The 21,058-nt window shown below is 69.8% G+C and carries 21 protein-coding genes; 10 read left to right on the forward strand and 11 right to left on the reverse strand.

From position 1 onward, the window contains the following. Window positions 1-90: 90 nt before the first annotated feature. Together AC1MEY_RS19325 and AC1MEY_RS19330 are read right to left on the reverse strand one after the other, a co-directional pair. Complete coding sequence (locus AC1MEY_RS19325) at window positions 91-837, reverse strand: 3-hydroxybutyrate dehydrogenase (protein ID WP_480227037.1); 747 nt, start codon at window positions 835-837, stop codon at window positions 91-93. Next, complete coding sequence (locus AC1MEY_RS19330) at window positions 837-2,186, reverse strand: MFS transporter (RefSeq protein WP_480227038.1); 1,350 nt, start codon at window positions 2,184-2,186, stop codon at window positions 837-839. Before AC1MEY_RS19330 ends, AC1MEY_RS19325 begins: the two co-directional genes overlap by 1 nt. 68 nt (window positions 2,187-2,254) lie before the next feature. Between AC1MEY_RS19330 and AC1MEY_RS19335 the strand changes: the two genes are divergently transcribed. The 5 genes from AC1MEY_RS19335 to AC1MEY_RS19355 are packed head-to-tail and all read left to right on the forward strand — an operon-like array spanning window position 2,255 to window position 6,704. Beyond that, window positions 2,255-3,199 (forward strand): LysR family transcriptional regulator, encoded by a 945-nt coding sequence (locus AC1MEY_RS19335; RefSeq protein ID WP_480227039.1) that lies wholly within the window; start codon window positions 2,255-2,257, stop codon window positions 3,197-3,199. Between the two features lie 31 nt (window positions 3,200-3,230). Further along, on the forward strand, window positions 3,231-4,007 hold the full coding sequence (locus AC1MEY_RS19340; RefSeq protein WP_480227040.1) for an alpha/beta fold hydrolase: 777 nt from the start codon (window positions 3,231-3,233) through the stop codon (window positions 4,005-4,007). 41 nt (window positions 4,008-4,048) lie between these two features. Beyond that, window positions 4,049-4,843, forward strand: coding sequence for an alpha/beta fold hydrolase (locus AC1MEY_RS19345; RefSeq protein ID WP_480227041.1), 795 nt, complete (start codon window positions 4,049-4,051; stop codon window positions 4,841-4,843). Further along, the gene (locus tag AC1MEY_RS19350; RefSeq protein ID WP_480227042.1) at window positions 4,840-5,808 is read left to right on the forward strand and encodes an Rv2253/PknI dimerization domain-containing protein; all 969 of its coding nucleotides are present in this window, start codon (window positions 4,840-4,842) and stop codon (window positions 5,806-5,808) included. The genes AC1MEY_RS19345 and AC1MEY_RS19350 overlap by 4 nt, the downstream gene beginning before the upstream one ends. After that, window positions 5,805-6,704 (forward strand): hypothetical protein, encoded by a 900-nt coding sequence (locus AC1MEY_RS19355; RefSeq protein WP_480227043.1) that lies wholly within the window; start codon window positions 5,805-5,807, stop codon window positions 6,702-6,704. The genes AC1MEY_RS19350 and AC1MEY_RS19355 overlap by 4 nt, the downstream gene beginning before the upstream one ends. On the opposite strand, the gene hsaB is transcribed toward AC1MEY_RS19355, so the two are convergent. From hsaB to hsaA, 4 genes are read right to left on the reverse strand one after another with little or no spacing between them, the layout of a single operon-like run. Continuing rightward, entirely contained in the window at window positions 6,701-7,264 is a 564-nt protein-coding gene (gene hsaB, locus AC1MEY_RS19360; RefSeq protein WP_480227044.1) for a 3-hydroxy-9,10-secoandrosta-1,3,5(10)-triene-9,17-dione monooxygenase reductase subunit, read from the reverse strand. The genes AC1MEY_RS19355 and hsaB overlap by 4 nt on opposite strands. A gap of 5 nt (window positions 7,265-7,269) precedes the next feature. Beyond that, complete coding sequence (gene hsaC / locus AC1MEY_RS19365; RefSeq protein ID WP_480227045.1) at window positions 7,270-8,184, reverse strand: iron-dependent extradiol dioxygenase HsaC; 915 nt, start codon at window positions 8,182-8,184, stop codon at window positions 7,270-7,272. Continuing rightward, window positions 8,181-9,083, reverse strand: coding sequence for a 4,5:9,10-diseco-3-hydroxy-5,9,17-trioxoandrosta-1(10),2-diene-4-oate hydrolase (gene hsaD, locus AC1MEY_RS19370; RefSeq protein WP_480227046.1), 903 nt, complete (start codon window positions 9,081-9,083; stop codon window positions 8,181-8,183). The genes hsaC and hsaD overlap by 4 nt, the downstream gene beginning before the upstream one ends. A 12-nt stretch (window positions 9,084-9,095) precedes the next feature. Further along, entirely contained in the window at window positions 9,096-10,280 is a 1,185-nt protein-coding gene (gene hsaA, locus AC1MEY_RS19375; RefSeq protein WP_480227047.1) for a 3-hydroxy-9,10-secoandrosta-1,3,5(10)-triene-9,17-dione monooxygenase oxygenase subunit, read from the reverse strand. A gap of 190 nt (window positions 10,281-10,470) precedes the next feature. Between hsaA and AC1MEY_RS19380 the strand changes: the two genes are divergently transcribed. Together AC1MEY_RS19380 and AC1MEY_RS19385 are read left to right on the forward strand one after the other, a co-directional pair. Continuing rightward, entirely contained in the window at window positions 10,471-11,529 is a 1,059-nt protein-coding gene (locus AC1MEY_RS19380; RefSeq protein WP_480227048.1) for a 2Fe-2S iron-sulfur cluster-binding protein, read from the forward strand. Between the two features lie 97 nt (window positions 11,530-11,626). Next, the gene (locus AC1MEY_RS19385) at window positions 11,627-12,160 is read left to right on the forward strand and encodes a hypothetical protein (RefSeq protein WP_480227049.1); all 534 of its coding nucleotides are present in this window, start codon (window positions 11,627-11,629) and stop codon (window positions 12,158-12,160) included. A 91-nt stretch (window positions 12,161-12,251) separates the two neighbouring features. On the opposite strand, the gene AC1MEY_RS19390 is transcribed toward AC1MEY_RS19385, so the two are convergent. Further along, window positions 12,252-14,366, reverse strand: a complete 2,115-nt coding sequence (locus tag AC1MEY_RS19390; protein WP_480227050.1) for an acyl-CoA dehydrogenase family protein — start codon at window positions 14,364-14,366, stop codon at window positions 12,252-12,254. A 291-nt stretch (window positions 14,367-14,657) separates the two neighbouring features. Between AC1MEY_RS19390 and kstR the strand changes: the two genes are divergently transcribed. The 3 genes from kstR to AC1MEY_RS19405 are packed head-to-tail and all read left to right on the forward strand — an operon-like array spanning window position 14,658 to window position 16,984. Continuing rightward, window positions 14,658-15,263, forward strand: coding sequence for a cholesterol catabolism transcriptional regulator KstR (kstR, locus tag AC1MEY_RS19395; RefSeq protein ID WP_263997519.1), 606 nt, complete (start codon window positions 14,658-14,660; stop codon window positions 15,261-15,263). 28 nt (window positions 15,264-15,291) lie between these two features. Beyond that, complete coding sequence (gene otsB / locus AC1MEY_RS19400) at window positions 15,292-16,032, forward strand: trehalose-phosphatase (RefSeq protein ID WP_480227051.1); 741 nt, start codon at window positions 15,292-15,294, stop codon at window positions 16,030-16,032. A 10-nt stretch (window positions 16,033-16,042) separates the two neighbouring features. Next, complete coding sequence (locus AC1MEY_RS19405) at window positions 16,043-16,984, forward strand: aminoglycoside phosphotransferase/kinase family protein (protein ID WP_480227052.1); 942 nt, start codon at window positions 16,043-16,045, stop codon at window positions 16,982-16,984. On the opposite strand, the gene AC1MEY_RS19410 is transcribed toward AC1MEY_RS19405, so the two are convergent. The 4 genes from AC1MEY_RS19410 to AC1MEY_RS19425 form a co-directional block, all read right to left on the reverse strand. After that, entirely contained in the window at window positions 16,981-18,072 is a 1,092-nt protein-coding gene (locus AC1MEY_RS19410) for an Rv3575c family transcriptional regulator (protein WP_480227053.1), read from the reverse strand. The genes AC1MEY_RS19405 and AC1MEY_RS19410 overlap by 4 nt on opposite strands. Before the next feature lie 285 nt (window positions 18,073-18,357). Next, window positions 18,358-19,179: a metal ABC transporter permease gene (locus AC1MEY_RS19415; RefSeq protein ID WP_480231566.1), complete on the reverse strand. Its 822-nt coding sequence runs from the start codon at window positions 19,177-19,179 to the stop codon at window positions 18,358-18,360. A 69-nt stretch (window positions 19,180-19,248) separates the two neighbouring features. After that, window positions 19,249-20,061 carry a metal ABC transporter ATP-binding protein gene (locus AC1MEY_RS19420; RefSeq protein WP_480227054.1) on the reverse strand — a complete coding sequence of 271 codons (813 nt, stop codon included), beginning with the start codon at window positions 20,059-20,061 and terminating at the stop codon, window positions 19,249-19,251. Continuing rightward, complete coding sequence (locus tag AC1MEY_RS19425; protein ID WP_480227055.1) at window positions 20,048-21,055, reverse strand: metal ABC transporter solute-binding protein, Zn/Mn family; 1,008 nt, start codon at window positions 21,053-21,055, stop codon at window positions 20,048-20,050. Before AC1MEY_RS19425 ends, AC1MEY_RS19420 begins: the two co-directional genes overlap by 14 nt. Between the last annotated feature and the right edge of the window lie 3 nt (window positions 21,056-21,058).

Genomic DNA, 21,058 nt, shown 5'->3' on the forward strand with positions numbered 1-21,058 from the left:
AGAATGATGGTCGCACGCAAAGTCGGTCGCCGGATCGAACGTCGGAGACTGACGTCGAAACGTCATACCTCGGCGCGTGGCGACGGGTGACTATCGGGCCGACCAGCCGCCGTCCATCGTGTAGGACGCGCCGGTCACCATGCCTGCATTCGACGAGGCGAGCCACGCGACCAGCGATCCGACCTCGTCGGGTTCGACCAGTCGCTTCACCGCGCTCTCGGTCAGCAGGACCTTGTCGAGCACCTCGTCCTCGGAGATCCCGTGGGTGCGGGCCTGGTCGGCGATCTGCTTGGTCACCAGCGGGGTACGGACGTAGCCCGGGTTGACGCAGTTGCTGGTGACGCCGTGCGCGCCGCCCTCGAGCGCCGTCACCTTCGACAGCCCCTCCAGCGCGTGCTTGGCGGTCACGTAGGCGACCTTGAACTCCGATGCCCGCAGACCGTGGACCGAGGACACGTTGACGATGCGCCCGAAGCCCTGGGCGTACATGTGCGGAAGGGCGGCACGGATCAGCAGGAACGGCGCCTCGACCATCAGCGCCTGCATCGCGCGGAAGCGCGCGGGATCGAATTCGGGGATCGGGGCGACGGTCTGGATGCCGGCGTTGTTAACCAGCACGTCGGTCTCGAGGGTCAGCGTCTCGAGCACCGCCACGTCCAGGAGGTCGACGGCCCACGAGCTGCCGCCGAGTTCGACGGCCAGCGACTCCGCGGCGTCGGCGTCCACGTCGGCGATCGTCACGGTGGCCCCCAGGCCGGCGAGTGCCTTCGCGCAGGCCGCGCCGATCCCGCTCGCCCCACCCGTCACCAGGGCGGAGCGGCCGTCCAGATCCGGCATCAGACGGCGGCCCGGCGCTGCTCGGCAGCCAGCTCCTCGGCGTCGGCGACGTCGAGCGACTTCAGGTCGATGCCGTTGGTCTCACGGGAGACCAGCACGGCGACGAACGTGATGGCACACGCCACCGCCAGGTAGATGGCGATCGGCACCGACGAGTCGTACACGTCGAGCAGCTTCACCGCGATCAGCGGCGCCAGCGAACCCGCCACGATGGACGTCACCTGGTAGCCCAGCGACACACCGGAGTACCGCATCCGGGTGGGGAACATCTCCGCCATGATCGCGGGCTGCGGCGCGTACATGAACGCGTGAATCATCAGGCCGATCGTGACCGCGGCCGTTACGACAGCGTAGTTGCCGCTGTTCATCATCGGGAACGCGAAGAAGCCCCACGACGCCCCGAGGACGGCGCCCACCATGTAGACGGGCTTGCGGCCGAAGCGGTCGGCGAGGTGCCCGACGATCGGCACCGCGGCGAAGTGCACCGCGTGGGCGACCAGCAGGTACCAGAGGATCGAGCTGGTGTCGGCCCCGACCTGGACCTTGAGATACGTGATCGAGAACGTGACCACCAGGTAGTACATGATGTTCTCGCCGAACCGCAGGCCCATCGCGGTGAAGACGCCGCGCGGGTAGCGCTTGAGCACCTCGACGACGCTGAACGACGTCGCCTTGATCCGCTCGGCCTCCTCCTGTGCGGCCACGAAGATCGGGGCGTCGGTGACCTTGGTGCGGATGTAGTAGCCGACCAGCACGACCACCGCGGACAGCCAGAACGCCACGCGCCAGCCCCAGGACAGGAACGCCTCGTCGGACAGCGTCCCGGTGAGGGCGAGCAGCACGATGGTCGCGAGCAGGTTGCCCACCGGCACGCCAGCCTGCGGCCAGCTGGCCCAGAATCCGCGCTGGCGGTCGGGACTGTGCTCGGCCACCAGCAGGATCGCGCCACCCCATTCGCCGCCGACGGCGAAGCCCTGGATGAACCGCAGCGCCACCAGGAGGCCCGGGGCCCAGTAGCCGATCTGCCCGAAGGTCGGCAGGCAGCCCATCAGGAACGTCGCGGCGCCGACCAGCAACAGGCTGAACTGCAGGAGCTTCTTGCGACCGAACTTGTCGCCGTAGTGGCCGAACACCACGCCGCCGACCGGGCGGGCGACGAAGCCGACCGCGTAGGTGGCGAACGCCAGGAAGATCGCGTTCAGCTCACTGGTGGTCTCCGAGAAGAAGATCTTGTTGAACACCAGGGTCGCGGCAGTGCCGTAGAGGAAGAACTCGTACCACTCGACGACCGTGCCGGCCATGGAAGCGACGACCACCCGCTTCAGACCGGTCGTTATGGGGCTGCTCATCAGACCACCTTCCGTTGTGACGCGGCACACATGGTCACTGAGTATTCCTGCAGGTGGAATCGAGTGCAATGGGCACGGCTGCAGTGTCGGTCTGCGAAAATGCAGAGATGGCCGCGCCGAGCGCTGACGACCTCCTGGTGCTGCTGGCGGTCGCCCGCTCCGGCCGGTACGTGATCGCCGCCGACGAACTCGGCATCAACCACACCACCATCTCGCGGCGTATCGCAGCCCTCGAACAGACGCTCGGTGGACGTCTCCTGGTGCGCGTCGCCGGCGGCTGGGAGCTGACCGACCTGGGCCGCAGCGCGCTCTCGGCGGCCGAGGCCGTCGACGACGCGGTGCGTGGGCTCTCGGCCGGTCCCACGGGCACCCGGGCCCTGACCGGCGTGGTCCGGATGTCGGCCACCGACGGCTTCAGCGCCTACGTCGCCGCTCCCGCCGCGGCCGACGTCCAGCGGCGCCACCCGGGCGTCGCGGTCGAACTCGTCGCCACCACCCGGCGCGCCACCCAGCAGCGCTCGGGCCTGGACGTCGAGGTGGTGGTCGGCGAGCCCCAGGTGCATCGCGCCCAGGCCATCCGGCTCGGCGACTACCGCCTCGGCCTCTACGGTTCCCGCGACTACCTCGACCGGCACGGCGCGCCCGCGTCACGGGCCGACCTGTCGGGCCATCCGCTCGTCTACTTCATCGACTCGATGCTGCACGTCGATGACCTCGACCTGGCCCGCGCGGTCGCGCCCGGGATGCGCGAATCGGTGACCTCGACGAACGTGTTCGTCCACGTCGAGGCGACCCGCGCCGCCGCGGGCCTCGGTCTGCTGCCGTGCTTCATGGCCGACCGCCACGACGACCTGGTCCGGGTGCTTCCCGGCGTGATCGCGCTGCAACTGACCTACTGGCTGGTGACGCGGGCCGAGACGCTGCGCAGACCCGAGGTCGCCGCCGTGGTCGACGCGATCGAACACCGCATGCGCGAGATGCGGGCCGTCCTCCTCGGTGGGGACGGGCACTGATTCGCCCGAGGGCGATCGGGTACTCGACCGCATGCGCTTCGTGACGACCGGCACAGGCAGGCCACTTCTGCTCGTGCACGGCATCTCCAACCTGCACAACTGGGATCTCGTGGTTCCGTCGCTCGCCCGCGAGCGCACGGTCTACGCCGTCGACCTGCCCGGTTTCGGCGACAGCCCACCGCTCGGCGGTGAGGTGAGCGTCGCGACGCTCACCGACGCCGTCGAGGAGTTCATCTCCGAGCAGGGTCTGGACGGGGTCGACGTCGTCGGCAGTTCGATGGGCGCACGCATGGTCCTCGAAATGGCCCGCCGAGGCCACCGCGGCAACGTGGTGGCCCTCGACCCCGGCGGCTTCTGGACCGACGGCCAGGTGCGGTACTTCGGCGCGACCGTGATCCCCTCGATCGCCCTGGTCAAGCGGATCCAACCCGTGTTGCCCACGCTGAGCCGCAGCACCGTCGGCCGGACGGCGCTGCTGCTGCAGTTCTCGGCGAAGCCGTGGCGGCTGCCCCCCGAATTGGTGCTCAGCGAACTCCGCGGATTCGCGAAGTCCGCCAGCATCGACGACGCGGTGCGAGCGCTGATCCACGGACCCAAACAGGAAGGCCCGGAACATGGTTCGACTCGCGCGAGGGTGACGATCGGATGGGGTCGCAGCGACCGGGTCACCTTCCCCAGCCAGGCGCAGCGCGCTCAGCAGCTCTACCCACAGGCCACGATGCACTGGTTCGACGACTGCGGACACTTCCCGCATTGGGACCAGCCCGAGCAGACTGTGCGCCTGATCCTCGACGCCACGTCCGGGTGAACCGCGAGCGCCGGCGGCCCCCGGTGCCCTAGCGTCGAACCATGCCGTTCCTCGACATCACCTCCCCCTCCTCGGAGCGCGCCTACTACCGCCACTGGGCGGCCGAGAACCCGTCGGCCGCGGTGGTGTTCCTGCACGGCTTCGGCGAACACACTGGGCTCTACCACCGTTACGCGTTCGCCCTGAACGCCAGGGGAATCGACGTCTGGGCGGTCGACCAGCTCGGCCACGGCCTGAGCCCGGGCCCGCGCGGCGACTTCGGCACCATCGAGCACTCCTCGGCACTGGCCGACGAGCTGACCCGGCGAGTCGAGGACGCCACGCCCGGCCTGCCGCTGGTGGCGGCCGGCCACTCGTTCGGATCGATCGTCACCCTGTTCCGGGTCCTCGACGCCCCGGACCGGTACCGGGCCGCGATCATCTCCGGCGCTCCGCTCGTCGCCGTCCCGGCCTTCCTCGACGTCGACACCTCCCTGGACCTCGACCCGGCGTGGCTGTCGGGCGACGAGTTCTACCTCGACGGCCTGGAGAACGATCCGCTGGCGTTCGTCGACGCCGACGGCAAGTCGCTGACCCGTGAACTCGACCGCGGGTGGGACCGATTCGGCCACGACCTGCCCGGCCTGGCGATCCCGACACTGGCGGTGCACGGCGAGGACGATCCGATCGCCGACGTGGGCGCGGTCCGCGCCTACGCCGAGCAGATCGACGCGTTGTCACTCCTCGAGATCTCCGGCGGACGGCACGACATCCTCAACGACGTCACGCACCGCGAGGTGGCGGCCGCCGTCGCGGAATTCGTCGTCGCCCGGACCGGAGCCCGGGACGGGGAATGAGTCCCGCGCTCGGCGCACGCGTGCGCCGAAGGGTCGCGGTGCTGGCCGCCGCGTGCTCGGTCCTGACGTCCTGCGCGACGGACACCGCGGCGGACGTGCCGTCCGCACCTGCGCTGGACGGGACCTTCCGCGTGGAGTTCGGACCGCGAACCACGGTGTCGGGCGACGAGGTCGATGACACCGCGGGCCAGGCGACGTGGGTGGCGAGGACGTCGTGCGCGGACACCGGCTGCGTCGCGACGGCGACGGAGGCGCCCGGGGGAAGCCGCGGCGATCCCCGACCGCCGACCATGGTGTTCGACTACGTCGACGACGGCTGGGTGTCGGTCACCGAGGTCCCCGCGGAGTGCACGAACTCCCGGGGCGAGACCCTCGCCGTCCAGGGCTGGCAGACCTACGTCCTGCGGCCCGGGACCGACGACACGTTCACGGGCACGTACACCAACCGGTCCTCGGTGGGCGGTGCATGCCGCAACGGCACCCAGTCCGTCACGGTCACCCGGACCGGTGACGCCGACCCCGCGGTGGCCGTCGCCGACCCCGGCGCCGAGCGGCCCCGGGAGCCGTCACCCGCGACCGCGTTGCGGGGTCGCTACCGAGAGGTGCAGACCAATCCCCGGACCGGGCAGGTGTATCCGCCGACGACGTACTCCGGCGACACCCGATGCCTGCGCACGGGCGGGCGATGCCTGAGCTACTTCCTCGACTCGGACTCGAAGGCCATCCTGGTCCTCGTCTTCGCCGACGGGCGGTGGACGTCGGCCGGCGCGCCCACCGACTCACCCTGCCCCGACGGCGCGGTCGGGAGATCCGTGCTCACCGGCGAATACGATCTGCCACAACGGTTGTCCGACCCCATCACGAGGCTGACGGGAACTCAGCGCACCAAGCAGACGGGCCCGTGCCGGGGTTCACTCACCCTCGACGTGATACTCGACCGGCTCGGCGACGGGGCGCCGTCGTGAGACGTCTGCCCGCGCTCCTCGGGCTCGCCACACTGCTCGCGGGCTGCGCATCCGACGGCGGCACCCCGGCGGAATCGGCGCCCGCCGGCCCCACGTTCGACGGCACCTACAGCGTGCGATACCTGCCGGGCGACGGATCCGACACCTGGGTGGCGCGATCGACCTGCGCCGACGATCGCTGCGTCGCCACGGTGTCCATCGTCGACCCCAACCGCACCGACGGGATTCCGTTCCGCACCAAGGTCTTCGACTACGCCGACGGCCGATGGACCGCCGTGGCCGCCGATCCGGGGACGTGCACGCCCCAGGCCACCGGCGAGGCGCTGGACACCGAGGTGTGGACGGCCATCACCCTCACCCCGGGTGGTGGGGACACGATCACCGGCACCTACGACGAGGCGTCCGCCGTCGGCGCCTGCACCGGTGAGCGCACGCTGGAGTTGACCCGGGTGGCCGACGCCAACCCGAGGATCGAACTCGCCGACCCCGCGGAGCAGCCTCCGTACGTGCGGTCCCCCGCCGTCGGCCTGCGCGGCAAGTACACGTACCGGCAGGTGCACCCTGCGACGGGTACCACCTTCCCCGACGAGTTCTATCGTGGCGAAACCCGTTGTCTGCGTTCGGGTGACCGCTGCCAGACGCTGCTGCGCGGTGACGGCACGCAGGTTCTCGCGCTGACGTTCGCCGACGGCCGGTGGACGGGGACGACGCCGCCGCTGCGTGCCGACTGCCCCGGCGTCGAGACCGCGCGCCACGTCACCGACAGCACCTACCCGATGCCGGAACCGCCGGCTGACCCGTTCCCGGTCGTCGCGGGCACCGCACGCCAGGTGGTGACCGGCGGCTGCGACACCACCTTCGACCTGGAGCTGGCGTTGACCCGGACCGGCGACTAGAGCCAGGTGTCGGCGGTGGTGGTCGTGAGGAACGCCTCGAGATCGTCGCGCCACTGCGCGGGCGTGTTCTTGTCGGGTTCGATGCCCGTGTACTCGCCGCGGTAGAACAGCAGCGGTCGGGGCTTCAACTTCGGGATCTCCGACAGCGAGTGCACCGCACCGAAGACGACGAAGTGGTCACCGCCGTCGTGGACCGAGTTCACCGAGCAGTCGATGTGGGCCAGCGAATCCGCGATGATCGGCGAACCCAACGGCGACGGCTCCCAGTCGATCCCGGCGAACTTGTCCGGCTCCCGGGAACCGAAGCGGGCCGAGACGTGCTGCTGGTGTTCGTGCAGCACGTTGACGCAGAACGTGCCGCTGGCCTCGATGGCCTGCCACGACCGGGACTGCTTGGTGGGGCAGAACAACACCAGCGGCGGGTCGAGGGACAGCGCGGCGAACGACTGGCAGGCGAAGCCGACCGGCTCGTCGTCGTGAACCGTGGTGATGATCGTGATGCCCGTGCAGAACTGACCGAGCACGTGCCGGAACGTGCGCGGATCGATCTCCGTGCTCATCGTCGCTACTTGAAGCCGACGCTGAAGTCGTGGCCCCACAGGCTGACCGCGGTGCTCTCGCGCGCCACCCACCTGTCGTCGTCCTCGACTTCGAGCCCCTCGCAACCGAACTCGACGTCGAAGCCACCGGGGGTCTTCATGTAGAACGACAGCATCTTGTCGTTGACGTGGCGGCCGAGGGTCGCCGACATCTTGACCTTGCGGCGCAGCGCGCGGTCCAGGCACAGCCCGACGTCGTCGGCGTTGCCGACCTCGACCATCAGATGCACGATGCCACTGGGGGTCTCACCCGGCATGAACGCCAGGCTGTGGTGCCGCGGGTTGACCCCGAGAAAGCGCAGCCAGGCGGGGGCGCCGTCGGCGGGCCGGCCGACCAGCTGCGGCGGCAGGCGCATCGAGTCGCGGAGGCTGAACCCGAGGACGTCGCGGTAGAAGTGCAGCGTCTCGGCGTCGTCGCGCGTGGTGAGCACGACGTGCCCGAGACCCTGCTCCTCGGTGATGAACCTGTGCCCGTACGGGCTGACGACGCGACGGTGTTCCAGTGCCACGCCGTGGAACACCTCGAGGGTGTTGCCCGACGGGTCGTCGAACGTGATCATCTCGTCGACGCGGCGGTCGGCGAGTTCCGCCGCGGTGGCTTCCTTGTACGGCGTGCCGTGGACGTCGAGCGAGGCGCGGATCTCCTGCAGTGCTGCGGCGTTGGCGGTCTCCCAGCCGGACTGCAGGAGCCGGTCGTGCTCGCCGGGCACGATGACCAGGCGCGCGGGGAACTCGTCCATCCGAAGGTAGAGCGCACCGTCCGGGCTGCTGCCGGGGACGCCGCTGCCCTCGACCATGCCGAGGACCTTGAGCCCGTATTCGCGCCAGGCCGCCATGTCGGTGGCCTCGATCCGCAGGTATCCCAGTGATCGGATGGTCATGCGCCTGCCCCCTTGCCAGCAGTCAGAAAGTCAGCCGTCAGCTTGTTGAACTCGTCGAACTTCTCCAGCTGCGCCCAATGGCCGCACTGACCGAACACGTGCAGTTGCACGCGTGGGATCTGCTTCAGTGCCATCAGTGCTCCGTCGAGCGGGTTCACCCGGTCCTCGCGGCCCCAGATCAGCAGTACCGGCTGGCGCAGCTTGTAGACCTCGCGCCACATCATGCCCAGCTCGAAGTCCGCACCGGCGAACGACTTCCCCATCGCCTTGGCCGCGGCGAGCGACTCGGGCCGGCTGGCGATGGCGAACCGCTCGTCGATCAGCTCCTCGGTGATGAGGTTCTGGTCGAAGACCATGATCCGCAGGAACTTCTCGATGTTCTCGCGGGTCGGTTGGTTGGTGAACCGGCCGAGCAGCTTGACGCCCTCGGTCGGATCGGGCGCGAAGAGGTTGACGCTCAGCCCGCCGGGCCCCATCAGCACCAGTCGGCCGGCGCGCTTCGGGTTGTCCAGCGCGAACCGCACCGCGGTACCGCCGCCGAGCGAGTTACCCACCAGCGCAGCGCGTTCGATGCCGAGGTTGTCGAACAGGTTGAGCAGCGCGGTGGCGCTGTAGCGGTTGTACTGCTCGTGTTCGGTGTGCTTGTCGGAGTGCCCGTAACCGGGCTGGTCGACGGCCAGAACGTGGAACTGGCGAGCCAGCACGGCGATGTTCTTGGAGAAGTTCGACCAGCTCGACGCTCCCGGCCCGCCACCGTGCAGCAGCACGATCGTCTCCGAGTTGCCTACGCCTGCTTCGTGATAATGCAGACGCATGTCGTCACGAACCTGCGCGTAACGCGACGTGCTCTCGAACGTGACCTCGACCTGCTGTTCGGTTTCCTGTATGTAGGACGTCATGAACCCGTCTCGCTAGACCATCGTGTCTTGGGGCGGCAGCCCGAACGCCTCGTTGCCGAAGATCATGTACGCGCGCTCGGGTTCGTTGGCCGCGTGCACCCGGCCGGCGTGCGCGTCACGCCAGAAGCGCTGCACGGGCTTGTCGGTCTCGAGCGCGGTGGCGCCGGAGGCCTCGAAGAGCAGGTCGATGGACGCGATCGCACGGGCGGTGGCACGCACCTGGTCGCGGCGCGCGCGGGCGCGGAGTTCGAACGGGATCTCCTGCCCTGCCTTGAGGAGTGCGTACTCGTCGCCGACGTTCCCGATCAGCTGTCGCCAACCGGCGTCGATGTCGCTGGCGGCCTCGGCGATGCGGATCTTGGCGAAGGGATCGTCCTTCGACCGTTCGCCGGCGAACGCCGCACGCACGCGCTTGCCCTGGTGCTCGACGTGCGCGTCGTACGCGCCGTACGCCATGCCCATGATCGGCGCGGTGATCGTCGTCGGATGCATGGTGCCCCAGGGCATCTTGTAGACCGGCGCGGTGTTGTTGGTGAGGCCACCGGCGGTGCGGTCGTTCATCGACTTGTAGGACAGGAAGCGGTGCCGCGGCACGAACACGTCCTTCACGACGACGGTGTTGCTGCCGGTGGCCTTGAGGCCCACCACGTGCCACACGTCGTCGATGCGGTACTCGCTGCGCGGGATCAGGAAGCTGCCGAAGTCGACGGGCTTGCCGTCCTTGATGACCGGTCCGCCGAGGAACGCCCAGGAGGCGTGACCGGAGCCGGAGGACCACTGCCATGCGCCGCTCACCATGTAGCCGCCGTCAACCACGACGCCGGCGCCCATGGGCGCGTAGGAGGACGAGACGCGGACGGTCGGGTCGTCGCCCCAGACCTCGTCCTGCGCCTGCTGATCGAACAGTGCGAGGTGCCAGTTGTGGACGCCGATGATCGAGCTGACCCACGCCGTCGAACCGCACGCGGTGCCGAGTCGGCGGACCGCTTCGTAGAACATCGTCGGATCGGATTCCAGGCCGCCCCACTGCGAGGGCTGCAGGAGCTTGAAGAAGCCGACCTCGTCGAGTTCGGCGATGGTCTCGTCCGGGATCTGACGCAGATCCTCGGCTGCCTGCGCGCGCTTGGCGATGCGGGGCAGCAGATCGTCGACGCCGCTCAGTACGGACTGGGCGTCGCGTTGTTCAATGGTCGTCATGACATTGCCTCCAGGATCGCGGAGCTCGCACTAGCTCTGGTCTTGAGATTAGAACACGTTACGATTTGTGTCGAGTAAGGCGTTCCTACGGTTCCTGGACCTGCGGATGCTCGGTTTTGTAACCTGTTCTAGTTCAACTGTAACGTGTTCTAGTTTCGACGCTCGAATCGACTGGAAGAGGTGAGCAGGCATGACCGACGAACCACTCGGCACACACGTGCTCGAGCTGGAGTTGGCCGACGTGGTCGACGAGACCCACGACGCGCGGTCGCTCGTCTTCAAGGTGCCCGCGGGCTCGACGGTCTCACCCGAGCGACTGACCTACTCGCCGGGGCAGTTCCTGACGCTGCGCGTCCCCAGCGACCGCACCGGTTCGGTCGCGCGGTGCTACTCGCTGTCCACCTCGCCCTTCACCGACGACGCCCTGGCCGTGACGGTCAAGCGGACCGACGGCGGGTACGCGTCGCACTGGCTGTGCGACAACGCCCACGCCGGCATGAAGATGCACGTCCTGGCCCCGTCGGGCACGTTCGTCCCCAAGACGCTGAACTCCGACTTCCTGCTGCTCGCCGCCGGCAGCGGCGTCACGCCGATGATGGCGATCCTCAAGTCGGCGCTGTCCGAGGGCAGCGGCAAGGTGGTCCTCGTCTACGCCAACCGCGACGAGAAGTCGGTGATCTTCGCCGGCGTCCTGCGCGACCTCGCCGACAAGTACCCCGACCGACTGACGGTCGTGCACTGGCTGGAGACGGTGCAGGGCCTGCCGTCGGCAGCGTCGCTCGGCACCCTGGTGGCACCGTTCGCAGGGCACGACGCGTTCATCTGCGGTCCCGGCCCGTTCATGGTGGCGGCCGAACAGGCGTTGCAGGCGGCGGGCACGGCACCGGAGCGGATTCACATCGAGGTGTTCAAGTCGCTCGAGTCCGACCCGTTCGCGGCGGTCGTGATCTCCGAGGACGACTCCGACGAGGGCCCGGCGACCGCCGTGGTCACCCTCGACGGCGAGACCCACGAGATCCGGTGGCCGCGCAGCGCGAAGTTGCTCGACGTCCTACTCGACAAGGGCCTGGACGCGCCGTTCTCCTGCCGCGAGGGACACTGCGGCGCGTGCGCGGTCCTGATGAAGAGCGGTGCCGTCGACATGGAGATCAACGACGTGCTCGAGGCGTCCGACCTCGACGAGGGCCTCATCCTCGGTTGCCAGGCCACTCCCACCTCGGATTCCGTCGAAGTCACCTATGACGAGTAGGCCGCGGGATACCGTGACCCGGATCGAGTCGGCGGGCCGTCCACGCAAGCGTGGCTCCAGCGCAGCGACCCGGGGAGACAATCCGAGTAGGAGCGCCATGAGACGGTTCGCCACCACCACCGCACTGTTCGCGGCGACCTGGCTGACGCTGGCCGCGCTGACGCCCATGGCGGCGTCGTCGGCGGCACTGAACACGGCGACGTCGTCCATCCCGATCGACGCGGTGACCACGCTGGAGATGCACACCACCGCCAACTGCGTGCTGGCCGACAACCGCTGCTACTTCAACACGTCGGCCAACCTGGCCGGCCCCGGCGGACCCATCCCGCTACCCAACGACTTCTACGGCCGCCAGTCGACGACACTGCGCTCGATGGACCGCAACATGTACTTCGACTCGGACTTCAACGCGCCGAACACGCGAATGTTCAAGTCCATCAACGACAACGAGTTCGCGACGGTGTTCTTCGGCCCCGGCCCCGCCGTGCTCAACGGCGACACCCGCACCGTGGACTGGGCGACGGGCAAACCGAAGACCGACGCCGACTACATCGTGTGCGCGCACATTCAGGTGGTCTACGCCGGCGTGAACCTCACCTCGCCCGACGCCTGCGCGCAGACCAGGTACTAGCCCCCCGCCTTCGACGAACGTTGGTTACCGTCACGCTTTTCGCGCAAAACCGTGACGGTAACCAACGTTCGGCGCGAGGGGCCCTAGTGCATCAGCGGGGTAGGCCGAGCAGTCGCTCACCGGCGAGCGTGAGCAGGATCTGCTCCGTCCCACCGGCGATCGACAGGCACCGGGTGTTCAGGAAGTAACGGACGTCGGGCGAATCGACGATGCCCGACCCCGGCCGGGCGTCCATGATGGCCTCGGCGAGCGACTGGCGGTACCGCACGCCGATCAGCTTGCGCACGCTCGACGGCGCACCCGGATCATGGCCGCCCACGGCCATCTTCGCGATCAGCTGGTCGAGCAGCGCGCCGACCTGGGCGGCGATGATCAGCACGCCGAGCCGGTCGGACTCGGCGCCGTCGAGTTCGTCGTCGCCGAGCACCTCGAGCAGGTGCACCATGCCCTTGTCGAGGGCACCGCCCGTGGCGATCGCGACGCGCTCGTTGGCCAGCGTGGTGCGGGCCAGCGCCCAGCCGCCGTCGACCGGGCCGACCACCATCTCGTCGGGCACGAACAGGTCGTCGAAGAAGACCTCGTTGAACAGCGCCTCGCCGGTGATCTCGCGCAGCGGACGGATGTCGATGCCCGGCGACTTCATGTCGACGAGGAAGTAGGTGATGCCCTTGTGCTTGGGGGCGTCGGGGTTGGTGCGGGCCAGGCAGATGCCCCAGTCGGCGCGGTGCGCGTTGGACGTCCACACCTTCTGGCCGGTCAGCTTCCAGCCGCCCTCGGCGCGAACCGCCTTGGTGCGCAACGCCGCGAGGTCCGACCCGGCGCCGGGCTCGCTGAACAGCTGGCACCAGTACACGTCGCCGTTGAGCGTGCCGGGGATGAACTTCTCGATCTGTTCCTCGGTGCCGCTGCCGAGGATCGTCGGTGCGGCCCACCAGCCGATCGAGATGTCCGGCCGCACCACTCCTGCGGCGTCGAGTTCTTGGTCGATCACCAGCTGCTCGGCCGGCGACGCGGCCCGCCCGTAGGGCCTGGGCCAGTGCGGCGCCATCAGACCGGTCTCGGCGAGCGCGGCCTGCCGCTTCTCCTCGGGCAGCGCGGCGATGTCGGCGACCACGCCGGCGATCTCGGGCCTGATGTCCTCTCCGTCGGTGACGTCGACGTGCAGCTGCCTGCGCACCCCGGCGCGGGTCAGCTCCGCGCACCGGCGTAGCCAGCGCGACCGGCCACCGAGGAACTGCGCGTTGGCGTACGCGCGCCGCATGTACAGGTGCGCATCGTGCTCCCACGTGATGCCGATGCCGCCGAGCACCTGAATGCAGTCCCGCGCGTTGACCTTCGAGGCGTCGATGCCGACGGCGGCGGCCACCGCGACGGCGATCGACAGCTGCTCGGGATTGGGGTCGTCGACCGCGTTGGCGGCGTCGGCGGCGGCGACGGCGATCTGCTGGGACCGCAGCAGCATCTCGGCGCACATGTGCTTGACGGCCTGGAAGCTGCCGATCGGCTTGCCGAACTGCTCACGCACCTTGGCGTACTCGGTGGCGGTCTCCATCATCCAGCGCGCGAGCCCCGCGGACTCGGCGGCCAACAGCGTCGCGGCCAGCTCGACGATCCGCGCACCCGGCACGTCGAGCCGGACGGCGGGCGCGGACGCCAGGTCGACGCGCGCCAGCGGCCGGGAGAAGTCGGTGGCGTCCAGGGGGTGAACGGTCACGCCGTCGGCGCCGGCGTCCACCATCACGTAGGCGTCGCCCGCGGGGAGCAGCAGCACGCCACCGACCTCGGCGCCCAGCACGATCGCCGCGCTACCGGTCGCGGTGGTGCCGTCGAAGGCGACGTCGGCCGTCAGCGCCAGCCCGGCCGTGCGCTCACCGGAGACCAGGGCGTCGAGCAGTGCGGGGTCGGTGACGACGAGCGTCGCGAGCGCGGTGGTCGCGACGGGTCCGGGCACCAGCGCGGCGCCCGCCTCGTCGAGCATCGCGCAGAGGTCCTCGACGCTGCTGCCCGCGCCGCCGAGGTCCTCGGGCACCGCGACGCCGAAGATCCCGAGTTCGGCAAGCCTGCGGTAGGGCGCGCGCCAGGCGTCGGCGTCGCCCCGTTCCACCGCGCGGACGCCGGCGATCGAGCCCGAGCCGCCGGCCCAACTACGGACCAGGTCGCGCACAGCAAACTGTTCATCGGTGACGGTAGCGGTCGCAACAGCCATCTCGGGCCTCCTGGCGTAGGGGCGAGAAGACGTCGCTTCTCACTAGAACGTGTTCTAATGGTGACAGCGTTCGAACGTCAAGTCGACCGCCATCACAGCAGGACACGTAAGTGTCGCGGGGGCACGGAGGTGTGAGATCGACGATCGCCTTGCGTATCGTTTTCACCCCGAGCGCAACGATAAGGAGCTGACCGCCACATGTCGGGTTCCTCTGGGTCGGCTGCAACTCCTGCAGCGACCACTCCGGGTTCCAGGTCGGATTCGACCTCGGGCCCTCGCCAGGTGATGAACGTGGCGGTCCTCGCCGAGTCCGAACTCGGATCCGAAGCACAGCGCGAGCGCCGCAAGCGCATCCTCGACGCCACCCTCGCGATCGCCTCGAAGGGCGGCTACGAGGCCGTGCAGATGCGGGCCGTCGCCGAACGCGCCGACGTCGCCGTCGGGACGCTGTACCGCTACTTCCCGTCGAAGGTGCACCTGCTGGTGTCCGCCCTCGGCCGCGAGTTCGAGCGCATCGACGCCAAGACCGACCGGGCCTCGCTCACCGGCGGCACCCCGTACCAGCGGCTCAACATCATGGTGGGCAAGCTGAACCGCTCGATGCAGCGCAACCCGCTGCTGACCGAGGCGATGACCCGCGCGTTCGTGTTCGCCGACGCCTCCGCCGCCGGTGAGGTTGATCACGTCGGCAAGCTGATGGATTCGATGTTCGCCCGCGCGATGAGTGACGGCGAACCGACGGAGGACCAGTTCCACATCGCCCGCGTCATCTCCGACGTGTGGTTGTCGAACCTGCTGGCGTGGCTCACCCGCCGCGCCTCGGCCACCGACGTCAGCAAGCGTCTCGACCTCGCCGTGCGCCTGTTGATCGGCGACGGCGAGCACCCCAAGATCTGAGCCGCGGCGCACCCGCGAGGATGTAAGCGTGCTCTCGCCCGATCTGACCCGCGCCCTCGACGAGGTGGCCCGTACCCCGCGCCTGCTCGTCACCTCCGACTTCGACGGAACGCTCGCGCCCATCGTCGACGACCCGTCCGCTGCCCGCGCGTTGCCTGCCGCCGCGGAGACGCTGGTGGCGCTCGCCGACGTCCCCGACACGACCGTCGCGCTGGTGTCCGGACGCGCACTGGAGGTGCTGCGGGAGCTGTCCGCGATGCCGCCGACGGTGCATCTGGTGGGGAGTCATGGCGCGGAGTTCGACAGCGGTTTCGTCCAGGAGTTCGACCACGCACTGCTCGCCCGGATCGTCGCCGAACTGCAGACGATCTCGGTGGGCAAGCCGGGCGTCAGCGTCGAGACGAAGCCGGCCAGCGTCGCCCTGCACGTGCGCAATGCGTCCGCGACCGACGCCGAGGCCGCGCTCGACGAGGCCCGGCTGGCGGCGAGGACGTGGGACGCCCACGTCACCGCGGGCAAGGCCGTTCTCGAGTTCGCGGTCGTCGCCACCGACAAGGGGGCTGCGGTCGACGTGCTGCGCGAGCAGTCCGACGCGACCGCCGTGGTGTTCCTCGGTGACGACGTCACCGACGAGAACGCGTTTCGCCGGATGCGTACCGGCGACGTCGGGATCAAGGTCGGTCCGGGAGAGACGTTGGCGGCCTTCCGGATCGACACGCCTGACGACGTCGCCGAGGTCCTGGCGTACGTGCTGACCGCCCGGAGGTGAGGGCGGCCCGGTGTTGAGTCCCGACGACATCGCCGACCGCACGCGACGCGCGGTGGCTGCGGCGACCACCGCCGGCCGGTCCCTGGGCCTGGCCGTCGCAGAGCCTCGGGTGCTGTACGACGTGTTCTCGGTGATCGTGCACCTGGTGCCCAGCCCCGTCGTCGTGCGGGTGCCCACCGTGCTGCCGCCGTCCTACGCGACGGACCCGGAATCGCAGACGGCGCAGCAGCGTTCGGAATTGGCGGTCGCGGGTTGGCTGGCCGATCGCGGACACCCCGTCGTCGCGCCGAGCCCGCTGGTCCCACGCGAACCCGTGCGCCGGGACGGCTTCTCGATGACGTTCTGGCAGTTCGTCGCCGAGGCGCCCGGCACCGAGCCGGACCTGGCGACCCGCGTCGGTCAGGTCGCACGACTGCACGCCGCGCTGCGCGACTACGACGGCGACGACCTCGGCTTCTGGACGCCGTTCGGCAGCTACGTCCCCGACGGACTGGCAGCGCTGGGGACGCTGCCGGACCTGGTGCCGCCATCGGACGTCACACGCGCACAAGGCGAGTGGGATGTGGTGGCCCCGGTGCTGACGTCGCGCGAGACGTTCGAGTCCGCGTTCCCCGGCGCGGACGTGCAGACGATTCACGGAGATGCGCCGTACCACAACATGATCGCCACGCCCGATGGCGACCTGTGGTCGGACTTCGAACTGGTCACCCTCGGCGCCGTCGAGTCCGACCTGGCGATGGTGGGGCCGGACGCGATCAGCGCATACGACGACGCTGCACGGGAATTGGGTCTGCGGCCGGTCGACGACGCCGTGCTGCGGGTCACCGAGGCGGCCGGCCGGATCGCGATGGTGGCCGCGATGGCGATGGCGCCGCAACTGCCCATGCTGGCCGACGGCATGCGCCCGATGCTCGACGAGTGGCGCGCCGCAGCTCCGATCGAGCGGATCTAGGCGGGCGGCCCCGAGGTCCTGCCCCGGATCAGCTCGGTGTCGAGCACCTCGTCGACCGGCACGCCCGACCGCGGCGGCTCGTGCAGCAGGCGGCCCGCCCGCCTGCCCTTCTCCATGCTCGGCTGGCGCACGGTCGTCAGGCCCCGCGACAGTGCGTCCGGGATCCCGTCGAACCCGGTCACCGTCATCTGTCCGGGGACGTAGACGCCGCGCGCGCGGAGCTGGTCCATCGCCGACAGCGCGAGCACGTCGGCCGTGCACATGAGTGCGGTGATCCGCGGATTGGCCTCCAGCGCAACGTCCGCCGCCGCGCCACCCGACGTGGGCAGGTGCTCGTAGCTCTCGACGACGGTCAGCGACTGCGGGTCCAGGCCGAGGGCCGCCATGGCGTCCCGCACCCCCTGCATCCGCTCGCGCTGCACGCCGTAGTGCGCGCGGTCGGGATCGGCGACCGCGGACAGCCTGTCGCCGTAGGGCCAGTCGCGTCCCAGTCGCATGGTGAGCAACCCGATCTCGCGGTGGCCCATCCCGAGGACGTGGTCCGCCAGCGCCCGCATCGCGGCACGGTCGTCGATGCCGACGGTGGATGCGCCGGTGACGTCCTTCGGCTGGTCGACGACCACGAGCGGTAGGGCGCGCTGCTGGACGACCGGCAGGTAGGGATCGTCGTCGGACACGGAGTACACCACGAAGCCGTCGACGCCCGCCGCGAGGACGGCGGCGGTTCCCTCCTCGACGGTGCGGCTGGGTCCGACCGCCACCAGCAGCAGACCCTGGCCGGCGTCCTCGCACGATTCGGCGAGGCCCGCGACGAAGTCGAGCGCTGCCGGATCGCTGAACGAGTAGTTGAGCGGCTCGGTGATCATCAGGCCGACGGCGCCCGCACGACGGGTGCGCAGCGACCGCGCCACGGGATCCGGCCCCGGGTAGCCCATCTCCTTCGCGGCGGCGAGCACCCGGTCGCGGAGTTCGGCCGACAGTTGGTCGGGGCGGTTGTACGCGTTCGAGATGGTGGTGCGGGACACCTTGAGTTCAGCAGCCAGTGAGGCAAGCGTCGCCCGCCGTCTGGGCGCTGGACCTCGGGACATGCTCCAAGACGCTAGCGGGTTCGTTCAGGGCTCGTCACTGCCAGGCTCGCGCACGAGCGGTGGCCCCCCGATCCGCCGACCACGCCGACCCCTCATACGCCGTGCTCGTCGAACCTGGCGCCAGGACCCCGTCGTCCCCCTCTCGACCGGGCCCGGCTCCCCCTCAGTGACGACCCTGAACGTTCCGCCGTGAACGATATTGACACCGTCGACGAGGCCGAGGAATCGGGGAAAACCCTATGTTCGGCGTTTGTGCCACCCCGGGTGCCCGGCGGCACCCGCCGGTCACGCGTCGGTGCTGGTCGCGCCGTGCGACGAGGTGACGCGCGGGGTGGTGCGGCCGCGCTTGGCCACCGACCACACCGCGAGCCACACGCCGGTGACGATCGTGGTGATCACGAAGCTGGGCGGCACGTTGAACATCGCCGATGCCGCCAGCCCAACCCAGACCGAGGCGATCGCCATGCCCGTGGACACCGCCATCGCGAGGCCGGGGCGCGCGGTCAGCATGATCGCGGTGGCGGCGGGGGTGACCACGAGTGCGAACAGCAGCAGCGTCCCCACGGCCTGCACGGCCATCGTGATCGACAGTCCGAGCAGCACCATGAAGACCACCGACAGCGCACGCACCGGCACTCCCCTGGCCTCGGCCACCTCCGGGTTGACCGACGCGAACAGCAGCGGCCGGTACACGACGGCCATCACCGCGGCGATCACCGCGAGGCCGATGCCGAAGGTGACGAGCTGCTCGTGCGTGACGGCCAGCAGGTTGCCGAACAGCACGTTGGTGACCGTGCTGCTGCTGCGGGTGGCCAGCGAGCTGAAGAACAGGCCCAGGCCCGTCGCCGCCGCCAGCACCGTGCCGGTGGCCACCTCGCGTTCGTCGGCGCGCTTGCCCAGCGCGCCGATGACGAGTGCGCCGCCGATGCAGAAGATCGCCAGCCCGGCGGTGACGGGCAGCCCCACCAGTACGGCGCCCGTCGCACCGGGAAATCCGATGTGTGCCAGCGCATGCGCGGCGAACGCGCTGTTGCGCACGATGATGAAGTAGCCGATCAGCCCGGCGGCGAGGGCGACGAGCGTGCCGCCGATCAGCGCGTTGCGCATGAACCCCGAGCCCAGGATCTGCACCCAGTTGTCCTGGTACCCGATGGCCAGCACCGTCGTGGTCGTCACCTAGACGCTCCGCATGTAGAGCTCGCCCTGCGGGGTGTGCACCACCTGGATCGACGTCCCGTAGAGGTGGGTCAGCAATTGCTCGTCGACCACCTCGTCCATCGTGTCGAAGTGGGCGTGGCCGTCGAGCAGATAGATGGCGCCGTCGAGGATCTCCAGCAGCGGGTTGAGGTCGTGCGCGACCACCATGATGGTGACCCCGAACTCCGCGCGGATCCTGGCGAGCAGCCGCACGATCGCCCGCTGGTTCCTGACGTCCAGCGAGGTCAGCGGCTCGTCGAGGATGAGCAGCCGCGGTCTGCCGACCAGCGCCTCCGCGATGGCGATGCGCTGGCGTTGCCCACCGGAGAGCTGCGACAGCCGTCGGTTCGCGAACTCACCGGCGTCGACCGCGGCGAGGATCTCGTCCACGCGGCGCTTCTGTTCGGCACTCGCGCGCCCGAAACCCCAACGGTTGCCGGTCAATCCGAGCAGGACGGCATCCCGGGCACGGATCGCGCTGCCCGCCGCCGCGGCGTAGTTCTGCGGCACGTAGCCGATCAGCCCCGTCGCCGTACCCGGCCGCTCGCCGAGCACCCGGATCTCGCCGGACGCGGTGGGGATCATCCCGAGCACGGCGTGCAGCAGCGTCGTCTTCCCCGAACCGCTGGTGCCGATGACGGCGATGATGCCGCCCGCGGGAACGTCGAACGTGCCCTCCGACCAGACCAGCCTGCCCCCGCGGACGACGCTGACGTCGTCGAAGGTCAGGGCCGCGGCGCTCGCGGTGCCGGTCGGCGCGGGTGGGGGCGCGGGGGCGTCAGACGGCGACACCGAGCGCCTTGGCGAGGGAGGTCAGTTGGGCCACCTGCCAAGCCTCGAACGAATCGGCGCCCGGCGCCACCGTTTCGGTGACCTCGACCACCGGGACGCCGGCCGACTCTGCGGTCTGGCGGATCTGCTCGGGGACCGAGCCCTCCGTCTGGGTGTTGTAGACCAGCACGTCGACCCGCTTGTCACGGAGCACCGACAGGAACGCGTCGAGGTCGGCGGGCGACGGGTCGGTCTCGTTGTTGGACGCGGTCTGATAGCCCTGCGGCGTCCCGTTGGCCAGCCCGACGGCGGCGGCCATGTCGTCGAACACGCTCTCGGTGGCGGCGTAGGTCTTGCCCGTCGCGCCTGCCTTGATCGCGGCGATGGCGTCGTCGTAGGGCTTCATGGTCGCGGTCCACGTGCTGCGCCGGTCGGCGAAGTAGTCGCCCGCATCGGGGGCGAGTTCGGTCAGCTGGGCGGTCACCGCGTCGGCGACGGCGGTGACGGCGGTCGGGCTGTACCAGACGTGGGGGTTGCCCTCGGCCGCGTGATCGTGCTCGTGGCCCGCCTCGTCGTGATCGTGGTCGTGGCCCGCCTCGCCACCGCTGAGCAGGACCGCGTCGACCACGGGCGCGTCGGGCGCCGAGCCGGCCGCGAGCTTGGCCGCCCACTCGTCGTAGTGGCCGCCGTTGACGACGACCATCCGGGCGCCCGCGAACTTCGCGGCGTCGGCGGGCGACGGCTCGTAGTCGTGCGGGTCGACCGACGAGCTGGCGAGCAGCGTCGTCACGTTGGCGCAGGCGCCGCCCAGGTCGCGGACGACGTCACCCCACTGGTCCACGCTGACGACGACGTCCACCGGCGTGGTGGGGCACGGTGCGGCGTCCGACGGCGTGGATGCCGCACCGGGATCGTCGGCACTCGAGCAGCCGGCGAGGGCGAGCGGTGCCGCGACGAGGGCGGCGGCGGCGAAGCGGGTCGCGAAGGACATGGCGATAACGATAACCGTTTCCATTAC

It is taken from the genome of Mycobacterium sp. PTI7 (assembly GCF_056679845.1).

Excerpts from the sequence above, each read along its gene's own strand:
- AC1MEY_RS19325 (WP_480227037.1), bottom strand. The coding sequence starts at position 837 with ATGCCGGATCTGGACGGCCGCTCCGCCCTGGTGACGGGTGGGGCGAGC.
- AC1MEY_RS19330 (WP_480227038.1), bottom strand. The coding sequence starts at position 2,186 with ATGAGCAGCCCCATAACGACCGGTCTGAAGCGGGTGGTCGTCGCTTCC.
- AC1MEY_RS19335 (WP_480227039.1), top strand. The coding sequence starts at position 2,255 with ATGGGCACGGCTGCAGTGTCGGTCTGCGAAAATGCAGAGATGGCCGCG.
- AC1MEY_RS19340 (WP_480227040.1), top strand. The coding sequence starts at position 3,231 with ATGCGCTTCGTGACGACCGGCACAGGCAGGCCACTTCTGCTCGTGCAC.
- AC1MEY_RS19345 (WP_480227041.1), top strand. The coding sequence starts at position 4,049 with ATGCCGTTCCTCGACATCACCTCCCCCTCCTCGGAGCGCGCCTACTAC.
- AC1MEY_RS19350 (WP_480227042.1), top strand. The coding sequence starts at position 4,840 with ATGAGTCCCGCGCTCGGCGCACGCGTGCGCCGAAGGGTCGCGGTGCTG.
- hsaB (WP_480227044.1), bottom strand. The coding sequence starts at position 7,264 with ATGAGCACGGAGATCGATCCGCGCACGTTCCGGCACGTGCTCGGTCAG.
- hsaC (WP_480227045.1), bottom strand. The coding sequence starts at position 8,184 with ATGACCATCCGATCACTGGGATACCTGCGGATCGAGGCCACCGACATG.
- hsaD (WP_480227046.1), bottom strand. The coding sequence starts at position 9,083 with ATGACGTCCTACATACAGGAAACCGAACAGCAGGTCGAGGTCACGTTC.
- hsaA (WP_480227047.1), bottom strand. The coding sequence starts at position 10,280 with ATGACGACCATTGAACAACGCGACGCCCAGTCCGTACTGAGCGGCGTC.
- AC1MEY_RS19380 (WP_480227048.1), top strand. The coding sequence starts at position 10,471 with ATGACCGACGAACCACTCGGCACACACGTGCTCGAGCTGGAGTTGGCC.
- AC1MEY_RS19385 (WP_480227049.1), top strand. The coding sequence starts at position 11,627 with ATGAGACGGTTCGCCACCACCACCGCACTGTTCGCGGCGACCTGGCTG.
- AC1MEY_RS19390 (WP_480227050.1), bottom strand. The coding sequence starts at position 14,366 with ATGGCTGTTGCGACCGCTACCGTCACCGATGAACAGTTTGCTGTGCGC.
- AC1MEY_RS19410 (WP_480227053.1), bottom strand. The coding sequence starts at position 18,072 with ATGTCCCGAGGTCCAGCGCCCAGACGGCGGGCGACGCTTGCCTCACTG.
- AC1MEY_RS19415 (WP_480231566.1), bottom strand. The coding sequence starts at position 19,179 with ATGCGCAACGCGCTGATCGGCGGCACGCTCGTCGCCCTCGCCGCCGGG.
- AC1MEY_RS19425 (WP_480227055.1), bottom strand. The coding sequence starts at position 21,055 with ATGGAAACGGTTATCGTTATCGCCATGTCCTTCGCGACCCGCTTCGCC.